Origin of the sequence: Enterococcus sp. LJL51 (assembly GCF_049894025.1) — a bacterium.
GTDB lineage: Bacteria > Bacillota > Bacilli > Lactobacillales > Enterococcaceae > Enterococcus_L.
Genome location: NZ_JBNEQE010000006.1, coordinates 121,827 through 140,765, shown reverse-complemented (window position 1 = coordinate 140,765; position 18,939 = coordinate 121,827). Strand labels below are relative to the sequence as shown.

Genomic DNA, 18,939 nt, shown 5'->3' with positions numbered 1-18,939 from the left:
ACCTCCTATAATTCTATACTTTCTCCAACAGTCAATACTTGTCCAACGCCAGGCTTCAGACTACTACTAAACAGCTCTGGATCTTGTTTGATAACTTCAAATGTATTGTAATGAATTGGAACAACCACTTTGGCTCCCAAATATTCCGCAGCCACGGCTGCTTCTTTTGGTCCCATCGTGAAGTTATCGCCAATTGGCAGAAAAGCAATATCAATATCATAAAATTGCTTCAACAGCTGCATATCTGTAAAAAGAGCTGTATCCCCAGCGTGATAAATGGTCTTTCCTTCTGCCTGAAGCAAAATTCCCGCAGGCTCGCCCATATAAAGAGTTTGTCCCTCATACTCATAACTTGAACTGTGCAGTGCCGGTACAAAGTGAACCGTTCCAAAATCAAATGTAAATTTGCCGCCTAGATTCATACCATGTCCGTTAACTCCCTGCTTCTCAGCAAACTGTACAATTTCAACAATACTAATGACCTTCGCCTGATTTCTTTGAGCGATAGGAATCATATCACCTATATGATCACTGTGTCCATGAGTAATTAGAATTACATCGGTTTTTACTTCCTCGACGGTTAAATCAGACATTGGGTTTCCAGAGATGAACGGGTCTATCAGCAAATTGGTTCCATCCTCTAACTGGATTTCAATACATGAATGACCATGAAATGTTAACTTCATTTTTTTATCTCCTTCTTTGTGTTAACTACTTACTAGTAAACATCCTGCACACTACTTTCCAATGAGAAATAATAGAATCCTCTTTTCAGAACTCTCTTAGTCGCATCGTTTCAGCTGCACTATCTTATTTTTTGCTTTTTCTTCTAGTATACTTACTACTAAATTATAACAGAAAAAAAATATTATAGTACAGTTTTTATCTGAAAGTATAACAGATACAAAAAGATTGTCCTAAAAAAACTAAAACAGTATAAGACCCTCCTATCTTTAAAGACGATTTCTTTATTAATAGCTCTATCGTTCATTATCACAATTGTTATTTACAAAACGACCTATTCAAAGAAAAACAAAAAGGAACTATGACATTTGTCAAACCGACACTGCCCTAGTTCCTTTAAATCAAACAAAGGATTTTAATCCAATTTATCCTAAATCCTGTTCTAACACCCAACTTTGAATTTCTTTCAAAAGATAGGCTTTTTTAGAATTCGATTGCGTTACTTTTTTTTCTTGCTGAATCGTATATGTCCTGTTTTTTACCCAGACCGGAATTCGCTCTCTCGTCTGGTACTGTGTTGCGTGATTCAGCAGCTTCACTTGCTGACCGACAGAAAATTCTTTTGATGCTGAACTGCTATTATTTTCTGTCCCCTGATAGCGATAGATTGTATTCGCCGGACCGCCATTGTAAGTCCATATCTGGTCATGATTATTTACAGTGATTCCATTATATCCATAGTTGCAATGAATAATCTTCTCAGTATCCAGAAAGATTCCTGTATGACCAGACGCACCGCCAGATGCTCCTCGAACACCCCAAATAAAAATATCTCCTCGTCCAGCATCAATGTAGCCATTTCTTTCTGAGAGAGCTTTCCAGCCATTGTTTTCAAGATGCCCAAAAAGACTGTCTGTGTTCCCCATCGTTCCAGCATGAAGAAACTCCCCAGCCTGTAAAGCATAGTATACGGCGCTGGAACAGTCATAACTGGCAGGACCCGTGCGGGCATTCATTGAATACGTAACCTTTCCCTGTCTATCAGCCATCCATCGAATCATCTGTTCTTTACTTGTCATGGGCTTTCAGCTCCTTCAACAGCTCATCAGCTTTGATTGCCTTTTCAGTAAAGCTGTTGTTTTTCCACCAAGCCATTACAGTTGTACTCAATGTAAACAATAGACTAACGACCTGATAAATGTCATTTTCTGCAATAGTCAGCATTTCCTTTCCTGTCACTGCCAGCACTTGATTAAGAAGTGCCAGCAGCAGGATAAGCGTGCGTGCAATTGTTTCTGCGGATATTTTCTGCATGCTCATTTCTCCTTTCGAAACAGCGTTTTGATTCGTTCATCATGTTTGATAACTGTATCCTCGATATGACCAATTTTCTCTTCATGATCTCCAAGTTTCTCAACTACTTCTGTATGCCTCTCATGAACCCAGCGGGTTTCAGCTTCAACATTTTTCGACAGAAGCGTAATCGCTTCTGAAAGACCGTCAAGATTTTGCTTAATAGGGTCTGATATATTGTCCTTTACAGCGTTGTACGCCCGTTTACAGATCCATAAAAGCCATCCACCCAACGAACCAATGACAGCCATTAATGTAGCAATTTCAGCGATAGTTAAACCTAAAAATCTCATTGCATCAACTCCCTTTCTGTTATTTTCTAATCTCCTTTTAGCATAATGGGCCCATTATCTATTAGTAGACTATCTTTATTCTATAAGAATTTGCCTTTCCAAAACTCTCTAAGTACTGTCAAAAAAGTGTTATTTTTCTATCACAAGTCTCCCACTGTCATAGGATTCTGCAAAATGAATTAATGCTCTATCCAGTTCTCGATAGAATTTACTCTCACTAATGTGATACTTCATATAAAGGGCTACATTTGTTTCTTTATTATTAATAAATTTGTCATATAATAGCTGTCTTTCAAAGGAGCTTAATTTATTAATTCCTTTCGCAATTTTTCTTAATTCCTGCCCAGCTCTGGATTCCTTTTCAAGAATAAACTCAAAAGAACCACTTCCCCCTTTTTCACTTTGTCTCAGTTCAAATGTATAACTAGAAGTAATATTAGGTAGATCGCTTGCTTCTGCTAATCGAAGTAGTTTAGGATATGCTTTTAGAACCTTGCGAGCATTGTCTTTTGTTTTCTTTTTATCAATTTCGGGGAAAATCATCATTAGTCACGACTCCTTCTATAAAATAATTTTTAGTTGAAATTTTCGTCCATAACAGTCTAGCTTTTCACTTTCTAAAAAACCTTCAAGTTCCGCAGGTGTTAAGCGAAACCTATTGACGACTTCTTCAAAGGAAATGTAATCAGTCGATTTTCCTGTGGGAAAACGAACAGTTATTAAGTAATTTTCCTCCTGTTCTTCAGAGCAAAATATTTGCTGAGCTAAGTAATCTGCTTTTTTCTGCGCTTCATCGTCTCCTCTTTCCGCATGAGAAAGATAATGACATAGCAGCTTCCCTTTTAATTTTCTAATTTTCATGTTTTCTCTCCTTTCTACATCTTATAAAATAGCTAATTTACTAATACGCTTGACTAGAATTAGCTTTTACGCTATCATTAAGTTAAAGAAAAAAGCAACGAGCGATTGAACAGATGCTTTATCTGGTCAACCTCATTCACTTCTTTTAAATAATCAGCTCGAAATAGCTTATACGCTAATTATAATAGCTTTTAAGCTAATTGTCAATAAGAAAATTGACTTTTATGCTATTATTTTGTACTAAATTAGAAAGGTTGAGTATTATGAGCTTAACAAACAGAATTAAGGAGCTTGCAGACAGAAGGAAAGTCACTTTCGCTGAACTTGAACGCTCTGTAGGAATTTCCAACGGACAGATTCGGCGCTGGGATGCTTCCTCACCTAAAATTGATAATCTCCAAAAAGTTGCTGATTACTTTCACGTCTCCACTGATTATCTGTTGGGTCGATCAGAGTTTTCTTCCTCTGAAACAGATTTAGAGGACACTTTATCGTCTCAGATTATGTTTCGCATGAATACAGACGGACTTTCAGAGAATGAAGTTACCGAACTAAAAAGCGAAGTAGAACGATTTTTGACCTTCCGAAAATCTGAGATTGAAAGAGAACGTAATCAAAAACAATAGTTAGGCGCGTGATGACATGACAGAGCAGGTCGATGAATATCTTAATTTTTCAGATAAAATCAATGATTTTTTATCAGCATTAATGGTTGCTGAAAATCTTCATTATGAAGATTATTATTATTCTTATGTATGGGATTATGTGAAGGAAAAAGGCGTGGCAATTCGAGGATTTTCTTTTGACGGTATTGCTAAAGAGAGAATTTCTGGAATGATTGTTCAGGACGGCTTGGAAACCACTATTGGTTATAATCAGAATATGGTGGAGAAAAGGAAAAACTTTACTATCAGTCACGAAATCACTCACTATCTTTTTCATCTAAATGAAGAAAATCCGATTTTTACGGATACAGAGAACAGCCTTCACTATTCTTATAATGAGATTCTTCATGAATTTCAGGCCAATATTGGGGCTTCTGCGATATTGATTCCTGATGTCGTACTTTTTCGTTTTTTAAAAAAAGGATGGAGCTTGAGCAGTTTGTCACAGCACTTTGGTATTTCTGAAAGTGCCTTGTATATTCGTCTGATCCAGACAATGCAAGCCTATTTCAACGTTTCCTATATAGCGGCCAAGACAAATGCCGACAATATTCGATATAAATTTTACGGAAAAGGTAAATCAGCTGCGGCTGAGCTTGGCAAAAATCTGGAAAGCCGCTTGTTAAGAACCAACCGTTTCATTGAAGCACTGGGATAACTAACAGTATCTCAGTGCTTTTTTCTATACTCAAATCACTTCTATAACACAGTCAAGCATTGAGAGCCTTTGATTTTTGTAATCATTAACTGGCTGCCTCTTTAGTACTAAAACAAAAAACCACCACATCGGGTAATGTGGTGGAAATGAAGGTTGTTATTTACTCTTGGTAGGAGTAAGTATGAAAAACCAATTCGGGATAATTGGCATACACCTATTTTATTACAAAACAAGGCGGAAAACATGAGTAAGTCCTATGGATTTATTAAAATTTCCATGAGAAAAAATCATCTTACCTGACGAATTTCGCAATCATATTATTTCAAACATCCTTCTCCTTGTGCTACACTTTTTAATAGATAGAAAACGTTTCACTATAGGAGGAATTGATTATGTCAGATAACGGAAAAACTCGGTTCAATGAATTATTTTCAGATGATATCCAAGGTCCTTTTGTTACGTTTGTTTTAAACACCCATGTTGCCCATCAGGATATTTCTAAAGATATTTTGGCCTTCAAAAATTTGGGGAAATCGGCAAAAAGCCGCTTTGAAAAACGATTTGCCGAGCATGACTGGGCACCCATCCAAGAAAAAATTGATGCTTTAGAGGCTGATGCCGCTTTTTGGCGGAATACCACAAAAAGCATAACCATCATTTTTACAAAAGATGAAACTTATATATACAAGCTCAATGTTCCCGTCGATAATCAATACTACGTTGGGAAGAAACCTTATTTACTTGGCATTATCAAGGATAATCAGTTTACCTACAACTACTATCTTTTAGCATTAAACAGAGACTCCATGTCCCTATATCTGGTAAATAACCAGATTGTTACTCCAGTAGAACTGCCGGAGGATGCACCGACTGACTTGGTTGGCACTTTAGGTGATGAATTAACAGGGGGGAACTTGAACTACTCTACTAAAGCTGGAACTGGCTATAATGGTTCTGGTAAAGAAGGCGTTGCTTATCATGGCATCAATCCCAAAGATGAAGAGGTTGAAATTGACTGGATTAATTATTATCAAGCTATCGATAACTACTTAAAGGATTCCTTTGATAATCCAGAAAATCTTCCAATTTTTCTTTATGCTCTGCCTGAAAATCAAGCTACGTTTAAGAAAATCGCCAAGAATCCCTATCTCGATACAAGTGCTTCAGTTCCCTCTTCTCCTGCACAAGTAACAATCAAAGAAATAAGCGCAGGTGCGGAAAAGATTAATCAGCATCTAGAAGAATTGGAAACTGAAAACTATAATGAGTTGATGGATAAGAAATTTGTAGACCAGCTAGTCGACATCGTTCCAGCAGCCAAGGAAGGACGATTGTCACATTTCTTTATTGCTACAGCAAACTTTATTAACGAGACTAACGAGATGTCTTCTGAAGAGTTTGACCGTCGAAAACTTTTAAATAATACCGCATACGCTGTTATCAAGACAGGTGGAAATGTTTTTGTTTTAGAACAGCATGCTGCGCCCGATGAAAAATCACTCTTAGGTATTTTACGCTACTAAAAACAAATCTGTACTAAATTGTGTCCGGAATCTAACTACGATTCCGGTTTTTTCTTTTGTCTGAACCTAAATAAATAATAGGTAATCAAGGGAGCCGCTTATAGTTAGCTTCTATCTTTTTTCGTTGATATATTTGTATAAAGCAGTTTTTCCAGAACATTAAAAGGACATTCGCGAATATCTCCGCAGCTTCTCTTTTTCAAACAAAAAACTTAAAACTAAACCTGAAATTTCTGTTTTTTTCCAAGTGCTGCAATTTTATTCAGCTTTTATCCTATCAATACAATATGACATAGAGACAAACTTTAATCATGAAGAACAAAAAAGGCTATCTCCGAAGAGATAGCCAAAAAGGAGTATTACTCAATTAAGAGTAAAATGAAAAATAAAAAGGTTGTTGTTGGTAATTAAAATAATACGCAATTATTCCTTCTTTGTCAACAATTATCCTTAAAACAAGCAAATTTTTTTGACTTAGTAGATTTACTTGTCTTTTACTACTTTCAAAACTATTCTATTTCTCTTTAATTCATTTGTTCCGTTATGCTCTGACAATAGCATTTCATTTTCCTACCCTTTAAGTACAAATTCAATAAAAAGGCAAAAAAAATAGACGTACCTGAAATGCTTCTGCAACAGCAGCTCAGATACGATTTATAATTAAGTAAATCAAATATTCTAAAGAAACCGGGTAAAACTCTCTATTTCGTCTACAGAAACCATTCTCATCTAAACAACTTGAACCCTACCTGCTTTCAAGTCTATGCAGCTCCTAGACTGCGCCTTCGGAATAGATTTCAACGATATGTTCTCTGTCTTCACGTCCATATTTAATGCTTAATATAGCTATAGTATACCAGAAAAATTTGTGATATAAGGAAAAAGATTTTACACTAATGAAAAATTTAATAAATAGCTGATTTACTATGCAAAACTAAAAATGTATGTTATAGTAATAAATGTAGTTTTTGTTCGGTAGTATATGTGTAGTTGTTTCATGTATAGTAAACATCCTCCACATTTTCACCCTTCAAGTAATTGCACAATATTTTTCGAAACATAAGGAGGATTTTCTATTATGGAAACAGGTACAGTAAAATGGTTCAACTCAGACAAAGGTTTTGGATTTATCACAGCTGAAAACGGAAACGACGTATTCGTACATTTCTCAGCTATCCAAGGCGACGGTTTCAAAACTTTAGAAGAAGGTCAAGCAGTTACTTTCGACATCGAAGATGGTCAACGCGGACCTCAAGCAACTAACGTTAACAAAGCGTAATTAGCCTATTAGACCTGACGGATAACCGTCAGGTTTTTTTGTCATCATTTAGAAAGAGTTGTCAGAAAGCGTAACCATCTTTCTGACAACTCTTTTTCTCTCTTTATTGCTCTTTGACCCATTTTGCCAATAAATCACCAAATTCCGAACATTTCAAACAATGAGCGTTTGTCATCTGATCAGCAAAATCTATAGTAACTGTTTTATTTTTTATCGCAGCTTCAATGCTTTGTACAATTAAATCACGAACTTCCAACCAGCCAATATATTCAAACATCAACGCTCCCGATAGGAGCAGTGAAGAAGGATTTAGCTGATCCAAGCCGGCAAATTCTGGTGCTGTTCCATGAGTCGCTTCAAAGATAGCATGCCCTGTCTGGAAATTTATATTCGCCCCAGGAGCAATACCGATGCCGCCAACCTGAGCGGCCAAAGCATCTGAAATGTAATCACCATTCAAATTCAGTGTAGCAATAACATCATACTCTTCTGGATGAAGCAGGATGTCCTGCAGAAAGATATCAGCAATCCGGTCTTTAATGATAATTTTCCCTTCTACTTTAGCTTTAGATAAAGCCTTCTCAGCCTGTTCATAGCCTTGCTCTTTTTTTATTGTTAGATACTGATTCCAACTAAAAGTAACATCTGAAAATTCATTTTCAGCCAGTTCATAACCCCATTGCTTAAAACCACCTTCTGTAAATTTCATGATATTGCCTTTATGAACCAATGTAACAGACTTTCTATTTTTCTTAATAGCCTCCTGAATGGCACTTCGAACCATTCGGACACTTCCTTCCTTCGATACAGGCTTAATTCCTATGGCAGAAGTTTTTGGAAAACGGATTTTTTCAGTACCTAATTCCTGTTTTAGAAAAGTGATTAATTTTTTTGCTTCCACACTTTCCGCTGGAAATTCAATACCCGCATAAATATCCTCTGTGTTCTCCCTAAAAATCAGCATATCGGTAAGCTCCGGGCGTTTGAGAGGAGATGGAACACCTTCAAAATACCGTACCGGTCGATAGCAGACATAAAGATCCAGTTCTTGCCTTAACGTCACATTTAGCGAGCGAAAGCCTCCGCCAATCGGAGTTGTAAGCGGTCCTTTTATTGCTATTAAATGACTTTTAATGGTCTCTAAGGTTTCCTGAGGCAACCAACTTCCTATGCTGGTAAATGCTTTTTCTCCCGCTAAAAGCTCCTGCCACTCGACTTCTTTTTCTCCCCCATAAGCTTTTTCAACAGCCGCATCAAAAACAGCTTTAGCTGCTGACCAAATTTCAGGACCAATTCCATCGCCTTCAATAAATGGGATAATTAGTTTATCCGGAACAGTTAACTCCCCTTGTTCGTTCATATGAATCTGACTAAAACTCACGCTTCCATCCCTCCATTTGCCTGTTCAATCGTTGGATAACAACTATATTTTTCTCCTACATAAAAAGACCGCGGGCGAATGAGACAATCTTCTTCCTTCTGTTCGTGAACGTGCCCCAGCCACCCAGATACCCTGCTCATTGCAAACAGCAGCGTAAACAAGTCGCTGTCAATTCCCAAGCAATGATAGACGGTTGCCGAATAGAAATCCACATTAGGAATCAACCCTTTCTTTTCTTTCAAATACTGTTCAATTTGGCAGGAAAGAAAGTACCAATGCTGCTTGTCATCTGCTGCTGTCAGCTTTTGAGCCAACCGTTTCAAATGCTTCTTCCGAGGATCTTCTGTTTTATATACGCGATGACCGAAGCCCATCACTTTCTCTTTTCGGTCCAGTTTGTAGTCTAAATATTCTTCTACTGAGAGATTTCCTTCTGCAATCTCTCTGAGCATATCAAAAACCTTTTCGTTTGCGCCGCCATGAAGCGGTCCTTTTAGGGCACCAATCGCAGCGGTAATGCACGAATATACATCCGATAGGGTCGATGAGCAAACTCTAGCCGTAAATGTACTGGCGTTGAAATCATGATCAGCATGCAGAACCAGTGCCTGATTCATGCCATAAATCTGCATACTATCCGGTTCTTCTCCGGTAAGCATGTAAAGAAAATTTTCCGCCAGCTCTGTGCCGTCCTGTTTAGGCGGAATCGGATCTAAGCCTCGTCTTAAGCGGGCATACGCCGCGATTATAGTGGGGATTTTGGCTTGCAGAGCTAAGCTTTGTTTGTATACAGCTTCCTGATCAGTTTCCTCTGCGAAAGGATCAAATACACCCAAAAGAGAAATCGTAGAGCGCAAAACACTCATTGGGTGCAGATTTTCTCTCGTTTGGATCTTCAGACAGGTGATGATTGTATCAGACACCGGCATTTGATCATACAACTCCTGCTTGAAGCGGGTTAACTCTTCTTTATTTGGCGCTTTAAGATACCACAGTAAATAGATAACTTCTTCAAACAGGACATTCTTATGAATCAGCTCGTCTATATTATATCCAGCAAATAACAGCTGGTTATCAACGATTGCACTAATTTTTGTTTCAGATACAACGACGCCGTTTAATCCCTTATGAATTTCCATAGACAATTCCTCCTTTGCCTCTTTATAAAGCTGTAACCTTATTTGACAGTTTTTTACGGATAACCATTGGTAAGATTCCCCCATGCTGGTAATAGCTAATATCTACTGGTGAATCAAAACGAACAGTTGTTGAAAATTTACTACTGCTGCCATCTTCTTTTCTCGCAGTAACAGTTACTTCTGCGCCCACCTCTACTGTGTCATCAATTTCAATATCGAATTTTTCCCGGCCTGTCAGTCCCAATGTTTCAGCATCTTCACCAGCCATAAACTGTAAAGGAAGAATTCCCATCATCACTAGATTTGACCGGTGAATACGTTCATAACTTTTGGCTATCACTGCCTGAACTCCCAGCAGTTGGACCCCTTTAGCTGCCCAGTCTCTAGACGATCCCATACCGTAATCGTCTCCTGCTAAAAGAACAGTTCCAATCCCTTGCTCTTTGTATTTCATCGCTGCATCATAAATTGACAGCGTCTCTTCATCAGGAAAATAGTTCGTATAGCCGCCTTCAACCTCTGGAACCAGCTGATTTTGAATTCTAATGTTAGCCAAGGTTCCCCGCATCATCACCTCATGGTGTCCTCTTCTGGAGCCGTAGGAGTTAAATGCACGAGGTTCAATACCATGCTCTATCAAATAACGGCCTGCTGGACTGTTTTTAGGAATAATTCCCGCCGGCGAGATATGATCCGTTGTCACAGAATCACCAAATTTGGCCAAAACAGTCAGCTCTTTTAACGGTTTTATTTGCTTTTTCTCCTTCTCCATCTCCTCAAAATAAGGCGGATTGGCAATATAAGTTGAAGCTTCTTCCCAGCCATACAATGGTGAAGCTTCCGTCTGAATCTTATTCCATTCCTCATTAGACTGAAATACTTGCTGATAATGTTCCTTAAATAGCTCTGGTGTAACCCATGAATCAACATATTCTTGAATTTCCTGAGTGGTTGGCCAAAGATCACGGAAATATACTGGTTGATTATTATGACCAGTTCCTATTGGTTCATTCAGCAAATCAATGTTAACTGTACCTGCTAATGCATATAAAACAACCAGAGGGGGCGAGGCAAGATAGTTTGCTTTTACCAGCGGATGAATACGCCCTTCAAAATTACGGTTGCCGCTTAACACTCCTGCTAAAAGAAGATTTTCTTGATTCATTAATTCTTCAATTTCTTCGCTAAGATTCCCTGAATTACCTATGCAGGTTGTACAGCCATAACCTACCACATAAAAACCAAGCTTTTCTAAATAAGGCAGCAGTCCGGCGTTTTCTAAATAAGCAGTCACCACTTTCGAACCTGGCGCCAATGATGCTTTTACTGATTTTGGAACAGTTAATCCCAGCTCAACCGCTTTTTTCGCTGTTAGCCCCGCGCTTAACATGACATAAGGATTCGATGTGTTTGTACAAGAGGTAATCGCAGCAATTGCAACAGCTCCATCAGAAAGCGAGACTTCTGTTCCGTCAATCGTTACAGTGTACTCTTTTTTAGAGGCTGGTACTTGTGAAGGAAAGTTTTCGATAAAGGTTTCTTTCATATGAGAAAGCGGGATTAAATCCTGAGGTCTTTTTGGACCAGCCAAATTTGCTTCGATGGCCGCCAAATCCAATTCAACAATCTGAGAATACGCTACTTGATCTGAAGGAGAATAATACAATTGGTTGGCTTTCAAATAAGTCTGAGCAACTTCAATTTTTTCTTCTTCCCGTCCAGTTAGCTTCAAATAACGTATTGTTTCATCATCTACGGGGAAAAATCCGCAGGTAGCACCATATTCTGGGGCCATATTGGCAACTGTCGCCCGATCAGCAAGCGATAGCGAGGTCAGCCCTGGACCAAAAAACTCAACAAACTTACCAACTACCTTGGTTTCTCTCAATACCTGTGTCACTTTCAAGGCCAAATCAGTAGCCGTCGCCCCTTCTGCCAACTCGTTCACCAAGCGTACGCCTATTACTTCAGGTATTGGAAAATACGATGGTTCTCCCAGCATACAGGCTTCTGCTTCAATCCCGCCAACGCCCCAGCCTAAAACACCAAGGGCATTTACCATTGTCGTATGTGAATCTGTTCCTACCAGTGTATCTGGATATAATAAAATATTAGTATTATCTAGCTCTTTTTGAACAACAACATCTGCAAGATATTCAACATTTACTTGATGAACAATCCCTGTTGCCGGAGGAACCACCCGATAATTATCAAATGCCTTCTGAGCCCAGTTCAGGAAACGATAGCGCTCCTGATTTCGTTGAAATTCCATATTCATGTTTCGTTCCAGCGCATATTTTGTTCCTGCTACATCTACCTGTACAGAGTGATCAATAACTAAATCAACTGGTATTTCAGGGTTAATTTCTTCTGGAGCGCCTCCTAGCTGTGCATACGTTTCTCTTAATGAAGCTAAGTCTACGACAACTGGTACACCAGTAAAGTCTTGTAAGATAACCCTCGCCGGCTTAAATGGCACAGAACCGTCATTCTTCTGATCTGGCTTCCAAAAAGCTAAATCTGTTATATGCTTATCTGTGATTTCTTGGTCATTTTTTTGTCTGAGCACAGACTCCAGCAATGTTCGAATACTGTACGGCAGCCGTGTGATTTCTATAGGATAATCATCTTCTAATGCTTTTAAAGAATAATAATGATAGTTTATTCCGTTTTTAGTGAATATCTTTTTGCTCTTAGTCTCCAAATGATTAAACCTCCTTTTTATCCAAATTTTAATCATTTTCTAATTTTAGTTATTATATCGAGTTACTTATAAAATGTAAACACTTTGAACAACTGCTCACTAAGACTTTGTGACATTCTCCTGACATATCAATGTTAAATTTAAATGAGAATATATTAGTTATTTATCTAATCACAACCGATAAACCTACTAAGATAAACCGTTTTCATTTTTTTATCAGCAGTGTTCTTTTATTTTATTTACCAGCTAACATCCGCCACTTTCAGAATAATCAAATAATCCGATTTTTCATGTTTCATCTCATTTATATGTTTTTACCCTTTTCAGTTAATTACGAATGGTCTCTACTTAAAAACTTCTCTATCTAAATGAATCAAATAAAAGTAAAAAATGACCGTTCTTCCTAGTCCTACAGGAATGAACGGTCATATAATTATATGTTTTTAACTTTTAATTGTTCTTGATGAGCGACTAAAATCAGACGTTTTACCACCTGATTATCCTAAAACAGCTACTGCCAGCGCTCGCTGAATAGCTAGGATATCTTTGTCCTTGTTAAACTGCAGCACTTCTGCCGGCTCTATGCCGCTGGATATCCAAATTCGTAATTCCCCATCCAAATCAAAATGTCCCGATGTTTCTACAGAGAATCTTGAGATTGCCCGGTATGGAATTGATTTGTATTCCGTCTTTTTTGCTGTCATGCCTTGTTTGTCTATTATTAACAAACGTTTATTTGTGAAAATTACCATGTCGCGAATCAGTTTAAATGCAAGCTCAATTTGTTCACCTGGAACTAAAAAATCCTTTAGCTTTTCTTCTGCTTTTTCATTTGACTGTGCAGAAGCATTACCAATCAAACCACTAAATAATCCCATCTTATTTCTCCTTACTCGTTTTTACCTATTATAACAAATCCCTGATAGACCGCAAAGGTGCTTTTCACCTAAATCACTAAATCACAACATTCTAGACTCTCTTAAAATATAAAAGAAAAAGTTTTTGTTATCTTTTATGTATATTTTTCGCTATACTTAGGATGGATTATATTTAAAGGAGCTGTAATGAAAATGAATTTTGATTTATCATTAGCCTTGATTTTTCTGATAGGACTAGTACTGATTCCCTTATGGCGGAAAAAACGCATGAAAAGCCGGCTTTTCCCAGTATTCATCTGGACCCTTGGCTGTTTCAGCATTTATCTTCTCTCTTTAGAGATCAAGGATCGAACTTATTTTATTTTAATTCCGCTTTTTTTCTTTTGTCTATTTTTCTTTTTTTATCGAAGAGAAAAAAGACGCTTGATAAATGGATTGCTATTTAATTTCTTTTTAGTCAGCTTCGGCTTGTACTTAGGGCTATTAGCCATCAGCAGCCGCAGTCCATTTTTGATTTTTCTGCTTGCTGGAATTTTTGTCCTACTACTTCTATTGTTATTGGTTGGTATTTATGCACTAATCATCTTTCTTTATTGGAATGCTGTTGTTGTCTGGCGTAAAGAAGGGCACTCGCTAGCTAACCTGCTTACCTTGCTGCTGGCACTTGCGTTGACAGGTTTCCTTATACTCAGCTATGTTTCCGGACGTTACCTGCCTCTATGGGCCGCATCACTATTTTCTATGTTTCCAATGTGCATCGCTTATTTTGCCATCGTTTTTTATAATTTCCTAACTATTTCTGTGCTTTATCAGTTTAACAGACCAAAGTACACTCAGCATTACATTATTGTTTTGGGAGCTGGTCTGCTTAACGGGAAAACCGTCCCACCGCTATTAGGCAAGCGTATTGAAAGAGGCATTCAATTTTATCAAAAGCAAAAGCAAGCGACTGACGTGCCGCCCAAGCTGCTAATGTCAGGCGGTAAAGGAGATGATGAGCATTTGGCTGAAAGTTTAGCCATGAAGCAATACGCTCTAGAAAAGGGCATCCCGGAAGAAGATATTTTAGTTGAAGCCAACTCCAAAAACACCTTGGAAAACATGAAATTCTCTAAAGAAATTATGGAACAGGATTTTGGCGGCACCAGCTATCAGGCAATTTTCACCACAAATAATTACCATCTGTTCCGTGCCGGCCTTTTTGCCAAAGAAGCAAACATAAAAGCTGACGGCATCGGCGCAAAAACGGCTTTTTACTTTTTACCAAATGCTTTTTTAAGAGAATTCATCGCCATTGCAATGATGCGAAAAAGACGCCATCTCATCATTTGCTCACTGATTGTTGCCATGAATATTTTATTTGCAATCATTCAACTGTTGTTTGGCTAATTCAAAAGAAACAGGATAAGGACTTCCAAAAATGGAAAGCTCCTTATCCTGTTTCTTTTGTTGCTACCCTTTTACTCTACCTTTTTCATACTCCTTTTAGCTGCTGTATACTTATGCTACATCAGCTAAACAAAATAACGAATCAAGCAACCAAAGTTTTCAATCAAATAGTCTTTGACATGGAGATACATTTGATTTTTTAACTCTAAAAGAAGCGAAAACTGATTGAATGCATCAAAAACATTGGGCTGTCGATTGAGTGTACCTGCTTATAGAAAAAACATTGTTCTGTCCCCTAAAACACTTTCATTTAACTCTTAACCCCTTTAATAACAGAACGTCGTTGATTCAATAAACATTTGATGTCACTAGACAATTGCAAACTAACGCGAAAATCATGGCAGTCTCCTGCTGTCTATAGCCCTTTAAGAATAACAAGTCTACCAAACTTCAGCTGTTGGTCTGACAGCTGTCTTTTATTCTTAAAACAGGCTAGATGATTTTCTGGTTTGCTGATCCGTATTTCTATAGTAATCATACTCAATCTGTCAATTTAAATCTTATGCAATATGCATAATTCGACGCTTTTTTGTTTTAATACCGTAAAGGCTGATTAACAAAGGCCTATCTTCCAACACTCAAATGCAAATAAGCAGGAAAAAGTTGTTGTTTCGAGCTTCCATTTTTATATAACTGGCCTAAAAGCAAAATAAAGCAGCAGCAGCAAGAACCAGCATACAGCGAGAACCACATATCCGATTACCCGTTTCGTTTGGGAATCTGATGATAATAGGGGTAAATCGCGATGAAAATCAAGAAAATTTGTATACATCATCATCGGAATAATAAAAATCATAAAAAAATCTGTTAAATCAAGAATCTTCTCATAAGTCTCTGCACTACTTGAAAAGATATAAACAATTTGATTAATCGAAACAGCGTAGAACGCAACGGCCAGCACCTTCTTCCACCACTGTCCTGTTCTAAAGCCGGGAACGTATTGGCTAAAAAAGTTCTGTTTCTTTTTTTTATTTGTAGAGAAAACCTGAGCATCGAACCTCTCAGATTCTTGTTTTTTTGGGGGAGCTGATACAGGTTTTGGCAGTTCAAAATCAGTTTTGTTTTGAGTAGAAGCCAGTTGTTCATTTGCTCTCGCTTCAACGGAATCCAATAATTTCAAACTGGTAATTACTGCCGCTCTCATAGCTTCAGCTGTCTGATAACGGTCACTCGGATCAATCCGTACCGCTTTTGAAATGATTTCTTTCAGTAAAGGCTCTTCAGTCAATTTATTTTTAGGATAATCTAAAGTGGCACAGACATTCATTACAACGCCCAAAGAATAGAGGTCACTGCGCTGATCCGTTTCAGCAAACCCAAACTGCTCAGGTGCCGCGAAACCTACAGTTCCCAACTGCACCGTATCTGTATCTTTTTCTCCGCTAATAATCCGAACTGCATCAAAGTCAATCAGTTTAATGGTCTCATCGTTTGTAATCATTATATTTGATGGTTTAATATCTCGATGAATCACGCCATACTTATGCAGCTCTGACAACCCAGCTAAAATATCTCTGGCAAGCTCCAGAATCTGCCTCGTATCCATCTGTTCAGATGAACGAATGCGGTCACTCAAGGTTGTTCCATGGATATACTCCTCGTAAAGAAATAATTGCTTTTCTTCAACAAATACCTCTTCAATTTTAGGTAAGTTGATATGCCTGATTTGCTTCAGTGTCTCTAAGCTTTCTCTCAAAGCTATTGGATATTGTTTTTTTACCCAGAACTGCTGATTTTTTTCACTTCGTACCAGTACAGGACCATTCTCCTTAGCCGTTAACTCCTCGATATGTCGATACCCATTCAACGAACGCTTTTCTGTCCACTCATTTTCCATTTATCGCTAACCCCATTTTGCTCAATTTTACAGGATAATAAAAAAAACACAGGAAGATATTTTATCTTTCTCTAAGTCATTGTATACTATTTTTATACCATTTTAAAGGAGCAGAAAATGAAAGAAAAAGAAACACATCAATTATTGAATTCTTTAAAACAAGCTGAAAGTTTTAAAACCGCAATTTCTGAAACAAAACCTCATACAATTGAATACAATATAGAGCAGCAGCTTTCTGACTGGTTGAATAAAAAAAAACTTTCTAAAAGCTCTGTGCTAAGAAAAGCCGGGATTGCCGAAGCTACTGGTTATCAGTACTTTGATGGAAAGCGAAAGCCGCCTAGAGAGCGTCTGATTGCTCTGGGAATCGGTATGACACTGACTTTAGATGAGCTGAATGAGTTGCTGAAAAAAACCGGTTTTGCTCAGCTTTATCCTAAAAACAGCTGGGATGCTGTGGTTATTTATGGCATTATTCAGCAATTAACTATCCCGGAAATTGATGATCTTTTGTATCAGGAGAGCCTGAAAACATTTACTGATTGATTTGTTGCCAGCCCATCTACATGCTACTCTTCAGATTATGAGCAAAAACTTTTCTGTTATTTCCGCTAAGGATTGTGCATACAATTAATCAAAAAAACTGGATTATAGAAAAATTAGTTAGTATATTTGGTGGTCGTTTTAGGAAGAACAATAAAATATAACTAACAAAAAAAAGAAACCTATCCTTTGATTTTATCAGTTTCTTTTTTTGAATTTTATAGTAAAAAACCAGGCTTGGCCAGCCCGGTTTTTCTGTGTGACAAAATATATGATATGCTTAAATATGGATTGGCAAACCTAAAGCCAATTCAGAAGCATCCATAACAATTTCCCCTAGAGAAGGGTGTGGATGGATAGTCAATGCAATGTCTTCCGCATTCATCCCTGATTCAATAGCTAGCGCCATTTCAGAGATCATATCACTTGCGCCTACACCAGCAATTTGAGCACCGATAATCACGTTATCTTCAACAGTCGTTACCAGACGGACAAAGCCTTCTGTTTTGCCTAATGAGATAGCGCGGCCGTTACCGGCGAACGGGAATTTATAGCCTTTGGCTTCAATTCCAGCTTCTTTTGCTTCTGCAACAGTCATCCCAACAGATGCTAACTCAGGATCTGTAAAGGCTACTGCCGGCATTGCTTTATAATCAACAGCTACTTTTTTGCCAGAAATGGCTTCTGCTGCGATTTTTGCTTCATAGCTAGCTTTATGAGCTAGAGCGGCTCCTGGAACGATATCTCCGATTGCAAAGATATTCGATACATTTGTACGTCCTTGATTGTCTACTTTGATTAAGCCGCGCTCACCAAGCTCAACACCTGCTTGTTCAAGTCCTAAATCATCTGTATTCGCACGACGACCTACCGTAACCATCACATAATCCGCAGTTACTTCTTCTTGTTTACCATCTACTTCGTATTTAACAGTTACGCTGTCACCGTTATCGACTGCTTCTTTTGCCATAGCAGAAGTGACAATCTTCACACCTTTTTTGGCAAAATCATCGACAACAAGCTTCACCATATCTTTTTCATAAGTTGGTAAAATTGAAGGAGTTCCTTCAATAATCGTTACTTCAGAACCAAGATTAGCATAAGCGCCACCCAGTTCTGCGCCAATAACACCGCCGCCGATAATTACAAACTTTTCAGGTACTTCCTTTAAGTTTAATCCGCCTGTTGAATCCAGAACACGTCCGCCGAACTTAAATCCTGGAATTTCAATTGGGCGAGAGCCAGTTGCAACAATTGCATTATTGAATGAGTATGTTTGTGCAGAATCCGGATGAATAACACGAAGTGTATGATCATCTACAAAAAATGCTTCTCCTTCAATAATTTCTACTTTGTGCTTTTTCAAAAGCATGCCTACACCGGAAGTTAATGTATTAACAACTTTGTTATCTTTCCATTCCTGTGTTTTCCCGAAATCTAATGAAACATTTTCAGTCGTTACACCAAACAAAGTTGAATCCAGTGATTCTTGATAATGATGACCAGCAGCGATTAGCGCTTTAGAAGGAATACATCCTACATTCAGACAAACTCCGCCGATAAATTCGCGTTCAATAATCGCGACCTTCTGTCCCATTTCGGCAGCACGGATGGCAGCTACATAGCCGCCAGGTCCCGCACCGATTACAACTGTATCTAATTCAATGGCAAAATCTCCTACTACCATTTGTC

General features: G+C 38.0%; 18 protein-coding genes. 6 read left to right on the top strand and 12 right to left on the bottom strand.

The genetic code is table 11. From position 1 onward, the window contains the following. Positions 1-5: 5 nt before the first annotated feature. The 6 genes from ACPWSO_RS08245 to ACPWSO_RS08220 all read right to left on the bottom strand — a co-directional run bounded on the left by ACPWSO_RS08245 (position 6) and on the right by ACPWSO_RS08220 (position 3,191). A complete protein-coding gene (locus ACPWSO_RS08245) occupies positions 6-686 on the bottom strand; it encodes a metal-dependent hydrolase (protein WP_426082432.1) in 681 nt (226 codons plus the stop codon). Positions 687-1,109: 423 nt separating this feature from the next. Beyond that, the gene (locus tag ACPWSO_RS08240) at positions 1,110-1,763 is read right to left on the bottom strand and encodes a peptidoglycan amidohydrolase family protein (protein ID WP_426082430.1); all 654 of its coding nucleotides are present in this window, start codon (positions 1,761-1,763) and stop codon (positions 1,110-1,112) included. After that, positions 1,753-1,998, bottom strand: coding sequence for a phage holin (locus tag ACPWSO_RS08235; RefSeq protein WP_426082429.1), 246 nt, complete (start codon positions 1,996-1,998; stop codon positions 1,753-1,755). The genes ACPWSO_RS08240 and ACPWSO_RS08235 overlap by 11 nt, the downstream gene beginning before the upstream one ends. Before the next feature lie 2 nt (positions 1,999-2,000). Beyond that, positions 2,001-2,330 carry a hypothetical protein gene (locus ACPWSO_RS08230; RefSeq protein WP_426082428.1) on the bottom strand — a complete coding sequence of 110 codons (330 nt, stop codon included), beginning with the start codon at positions 2,328-2,330 and terminating at the stop codon, positions 2,001-2,003. Positions 2,331-2,459: 129 nt separating this feature from the next. Further along, positions 2,460-2,876, bottom strand: a complete 417-nt coding sequence (locus ACPWSO_RS08225; RefSeq protein WP_426082427.1) for an ArpU family phage packaging/lysis transcriptional regulator — start codon at positions 2,874-2,876, stop codon at positions 2,460-2,462. Between the two features lie 15 nt (positions 2,877-2,891). Beyond that, complete coding sequence (locus ACPWSO_RS08220; protein ID WP_426082426.1) at positions 2,892-3,191, bottom strand: hypothetical protein; 300 nt, start codon at positions 3,189-3,191, stop codon at positions 2,892-2,894. Between the two features lie 263 nt (positions 3,192-3,454). Here ACPWSO_RS08220 and ACPWSO_RS08215 point away from each other — a divergent pair, with 263 nt between their 5' ends. From ACPWSO_RS08215 to ACPWSO_RS08200, 4 genes are all read left to right on the top strand, one after another. Further along, on the top strand, positions 3,455-3,817 hold the full coding sequence (locus ACPWSO_RS08215) for a helix-turn-helix domain-containing protein (protein WP_426082425.1): 363 nt from the start codon (positions 3,455-3,457) through the stop codon (positions 3,815-3,817). A 16-nt stretch (positions 3,818-3,833) separates the two neighbouring features. Beyond that, a complete protein-coding gene (locus ACPWSO_RS08210) occupies positions 3,834-4,514 on the top strand; it encodes an ImmA/IrrE family metallo-endopeptidase (RefSeq protein ID WP_426082424.1) in 681 nt (226 codons plus the stop codon). Between the two features lie 392 nt (positions 4,515-4,906). Further along, complete coding sequence (locus tag ACPWSO_RS08205; protein ID WP_426082423.1) at positions 4,907-6,037, top strand: hypothetical protein; 1,131 nt, start codon at positions 4,907-4,909, stop codon at positions 6,035-6,037. Between the two features lie 1,078 nt (positions 6,038-7,115). Next, complete coding sequence (locus ACPWSO_RS08200) at positions 7,116-7,316, top strand: cold-shock protein (protein WP_086275065.1); 201 nt, start codon at positions 7,116-7,118, stop codon at positions 7,314-7,316. Positions 7,317-7,419: 103 nt separating this feature from the next. On the opposite strand, the gene icd is transcribed toward ACPWSO_RS08200, so the two are convergent. The 4 genes from icd to ACPWSO_RS08180 form a co-directional block, all read right to left on the bottom strand. Continuing rightward, positions 7,420-8,676: an NADP-dependent isocitrate dehydrogenase gene (gene icd / locus ACPWSO_RS08195; RefSeq protein ID WP_426082494.1), complete on the bottom strand. Its 1,257-nt coding sequence runs from the start codon at positions 8,674-8,676 to the stop codon at positions 7,420-7,422. Between the two features lie 17 nt (positions 8,677-8,693). After that, positions 8,694-9,836: a citrate/2-methylcitrate synthase gene (locus ACPWSO_RS08190; protein WP_426082422.1), complete on the bottom strand. Its 1,143-nt coding sequence runs from the start codon at positions 9,834-9,836 to the stop codon at positions 8,694-8,696. Positions 9,837-9,858: 22 nt separating this feature from the next. After that, positions 9,859-12,576 carry an aconitate hydratase AcnA gene (gene acnA / locus ACPWSO_RS08185; RefSeq protein ID WP_426082421.1) on the bottom strand — a complete coding sequence of 906 codons (2,718 nt, stop codon included), beginning with the start codon at positions 12,574-12,576 and terminating at the stop codon, positions 9,859-9,861. Between the two features lie 461 nt (positions 12,577-13,037). Then, on the bottom strand, positions 13,038-13,418 hold the full coding sequence (locus tag ACPWSO_RS08180) for a PH domain-containing protein (RefSeq protein ID WP_426082420.1): 381 nt from the start codon (positions 13,416-13,418) through the stop codon (positions 13,038-13,040). A 186-nt stretch (positions 13,419-13,604) separates the two neighbouring features. Here ACPWSO_RS08180 and ACPWSO_RS08175 point away from each other — a divergent pair, with 186 nt between their 5' ends. Beyond that, positions 13,605-14,807: a YdcF family protein gene (locus ACPWSO_RS08175; RefSeq protein ID WP_426082419.1), complete on the top strand. Its 1,203-nt coding sequence runs from the start codon at positions 13,605-13,607 to the stop codon at positions 14,805-14,807. Positions 14,808-15,492: 685 nt separating this feature from the next. On the opposite strand, the gene ACPWSO_RS08170 is transcribed toward ACPWSO_RS08175, so the two are convergent. Further along, positions 15,493-16,704 (bottom strand): serine/threonine protein kinase, encoded by a 1,212-nt coding sequence (locus ACPWSO_RS08170; protein ID WP_426082418.1) that lies wholly within the window; start codon positions 16,702-16,704, stop codon positions 15,493-15,495. Between the two features lie 117 nt (positions 16,705-16,821). On the opposite strand from ACPWSO_RS08170, the gene ACPWSO_RS08165 reads away from it, so the two are divergent. Then, complete coding sequence (locus ACPWSO_RS08165) at positions 16,822-17,250, top strand: XRE family transcriptional regulator (protein ID WP_426082417.1); 429 nt, start codon at positions 16,822-16,824, stop codon at positions 17,248-17,250. A gap of 277 nt (positions 17,251-17,527) precedes the next feature. Here ACPWSO_RS08165 and lpdA read toward each other — a convergent pair whose 3' ends face one another. Then, positions 17,528-18,934 (bottom strand): dihydrolipoyl dehydrogenase, encoded by a 1,407-nt coding sequence (gene lpdA / locus ACPWSO_RS08160; protein WP_426082416.1) that lies wholly within the window; start codon positions 18,932-18,934, stop codon positions 17,528-17,530. Positions 18,935-18,939: the final 5 nt, after the last annotated feature.

Bases quoted from the DNA above. Each gene is read 5' to 3' on its own strand.
- ACPWSO_RS08245 (WP_426082432.1), bottom strand. From the start codon at position 686: ATGAAGTTAACATTTCATGGTCATTCATGTATTGAAATCCAGTTAGAG.
- ACPWSO_RS08240 (WP_426082430.1), bottom strand. From the start codon at position 1,763: ATGACAAGTAAAGAACAGATGATTCGATGGATGGCTGATAGACAGGGA.
- ACPWSO_RS08235 (WP_426082429.1), bottom strand. From the start codon at position 1,998: ATGCAGAAAATATCCGCAGAAACAATTGCACGCACGCTTATCCTGCTG.
- ACPWSO_RS08230 (WP_426082428.1), bottom strand. From the start codon at position 2,330: ATGAGATTTTTAGGTTTAACTATCGCTGAAATTGCTACATTAATGGCT.
- ACPWSO_RS08225 (WP_426082427.1), bottom strand. From the start codon at position 2,876: ATGATGATTTTCCCCGAAATTGATAAAAAGAAAACAAAAGACAATGCT.
- ACPWSO_RS08220 (WP_426082426.1), bottom strand. From the start codon at position 3,191: ATGAAAATTAGAAAATTAAAAGGGAAGCTGCTATGTCATTATCTTTCT.
- ACPWSO_RS08215 (WP_426082425.1), top strand. From the start codon at position 3,455: ATGAGCTTAACAAACAGAATTAAGGAGCTTGCAGACAGAAGGAAAGTC.
- ACPWSO_RS08210 (WP_426082424.1), top strand. From the start codon at position 3,834: ATGACAGAGCAGGTCGATGAATATCTTAATTTTTCAGATAAAATCAAT.
- ACPWSO_RS08205 (WP_426082423.1), top strand. From the start codon at position 4,907: ATGTCAGATAACGGAAAAACTCGGTTCAATGAATTATTTTCAGATGAT.
- ACPWSO_RS08200 (WP_086275065.1), top strand. From the start codon at position 7,116: ATGGAAACAGGTACAGTAAAATGGTTCAACTCAGACAAAGGTTTTGGA.
- icd (WP_426082494.1), bottom strand. From the start codon at position 8,676: ATGAACGAACAAGGGGAGTTAACTGTTCCGGATAAACTAATTATCCCA.
- ACPWSO_RS08190 (WP_426082422.1), bottom strand. From the start codon at position 9,836: ATGGAAATTCATAAGGGATTAAACGGCGTCGTTGTATCTGAAACAAAA.
- acnA (WP_426082421.1), bottom strand. From the start codon at position 12,576: ATGATTAAAATTTGGATAAAAAGGAGGTTTAATCATTTGGAGACTAAG.
- ACPWSO_RS08180 (WP_426082420.1), bottom strand. From the start codon at position 13,418: ATGGGATTATTTAGTGGTTTGATTGGTAATGCTTCTGCACAGTCAAAT.
- ACPWSO_RS08175 (WP_426082419.1), top strand. From the start codon at position 13,605: ATGAAAATGAATTTTGATTTATCATTAGCCTTGATTTTTCTGATAGGA.
- ACPWSO_RS08170 (WP_426082418.1), bottom strand. From the start codon at position 16,704: ATGGAAAATGAGTGGACAGAAAAGCGTTCGTTGAATGGGTATCGACAT.
- ACPWSO_RS08165 (WP_426082417.1), top strand. From the start codon at position 16,822: ATGAAAGAAAAAGAAACACATCAATTATTGAATTCTTTAAAACAAGCT.
- lpdA (WP_426082416.1), bottom strand. From the start codon at position 18,934: ATGGTAGTAGGAGATTTTGCCATTGAATTAGATACAGTTGTAATCGGT.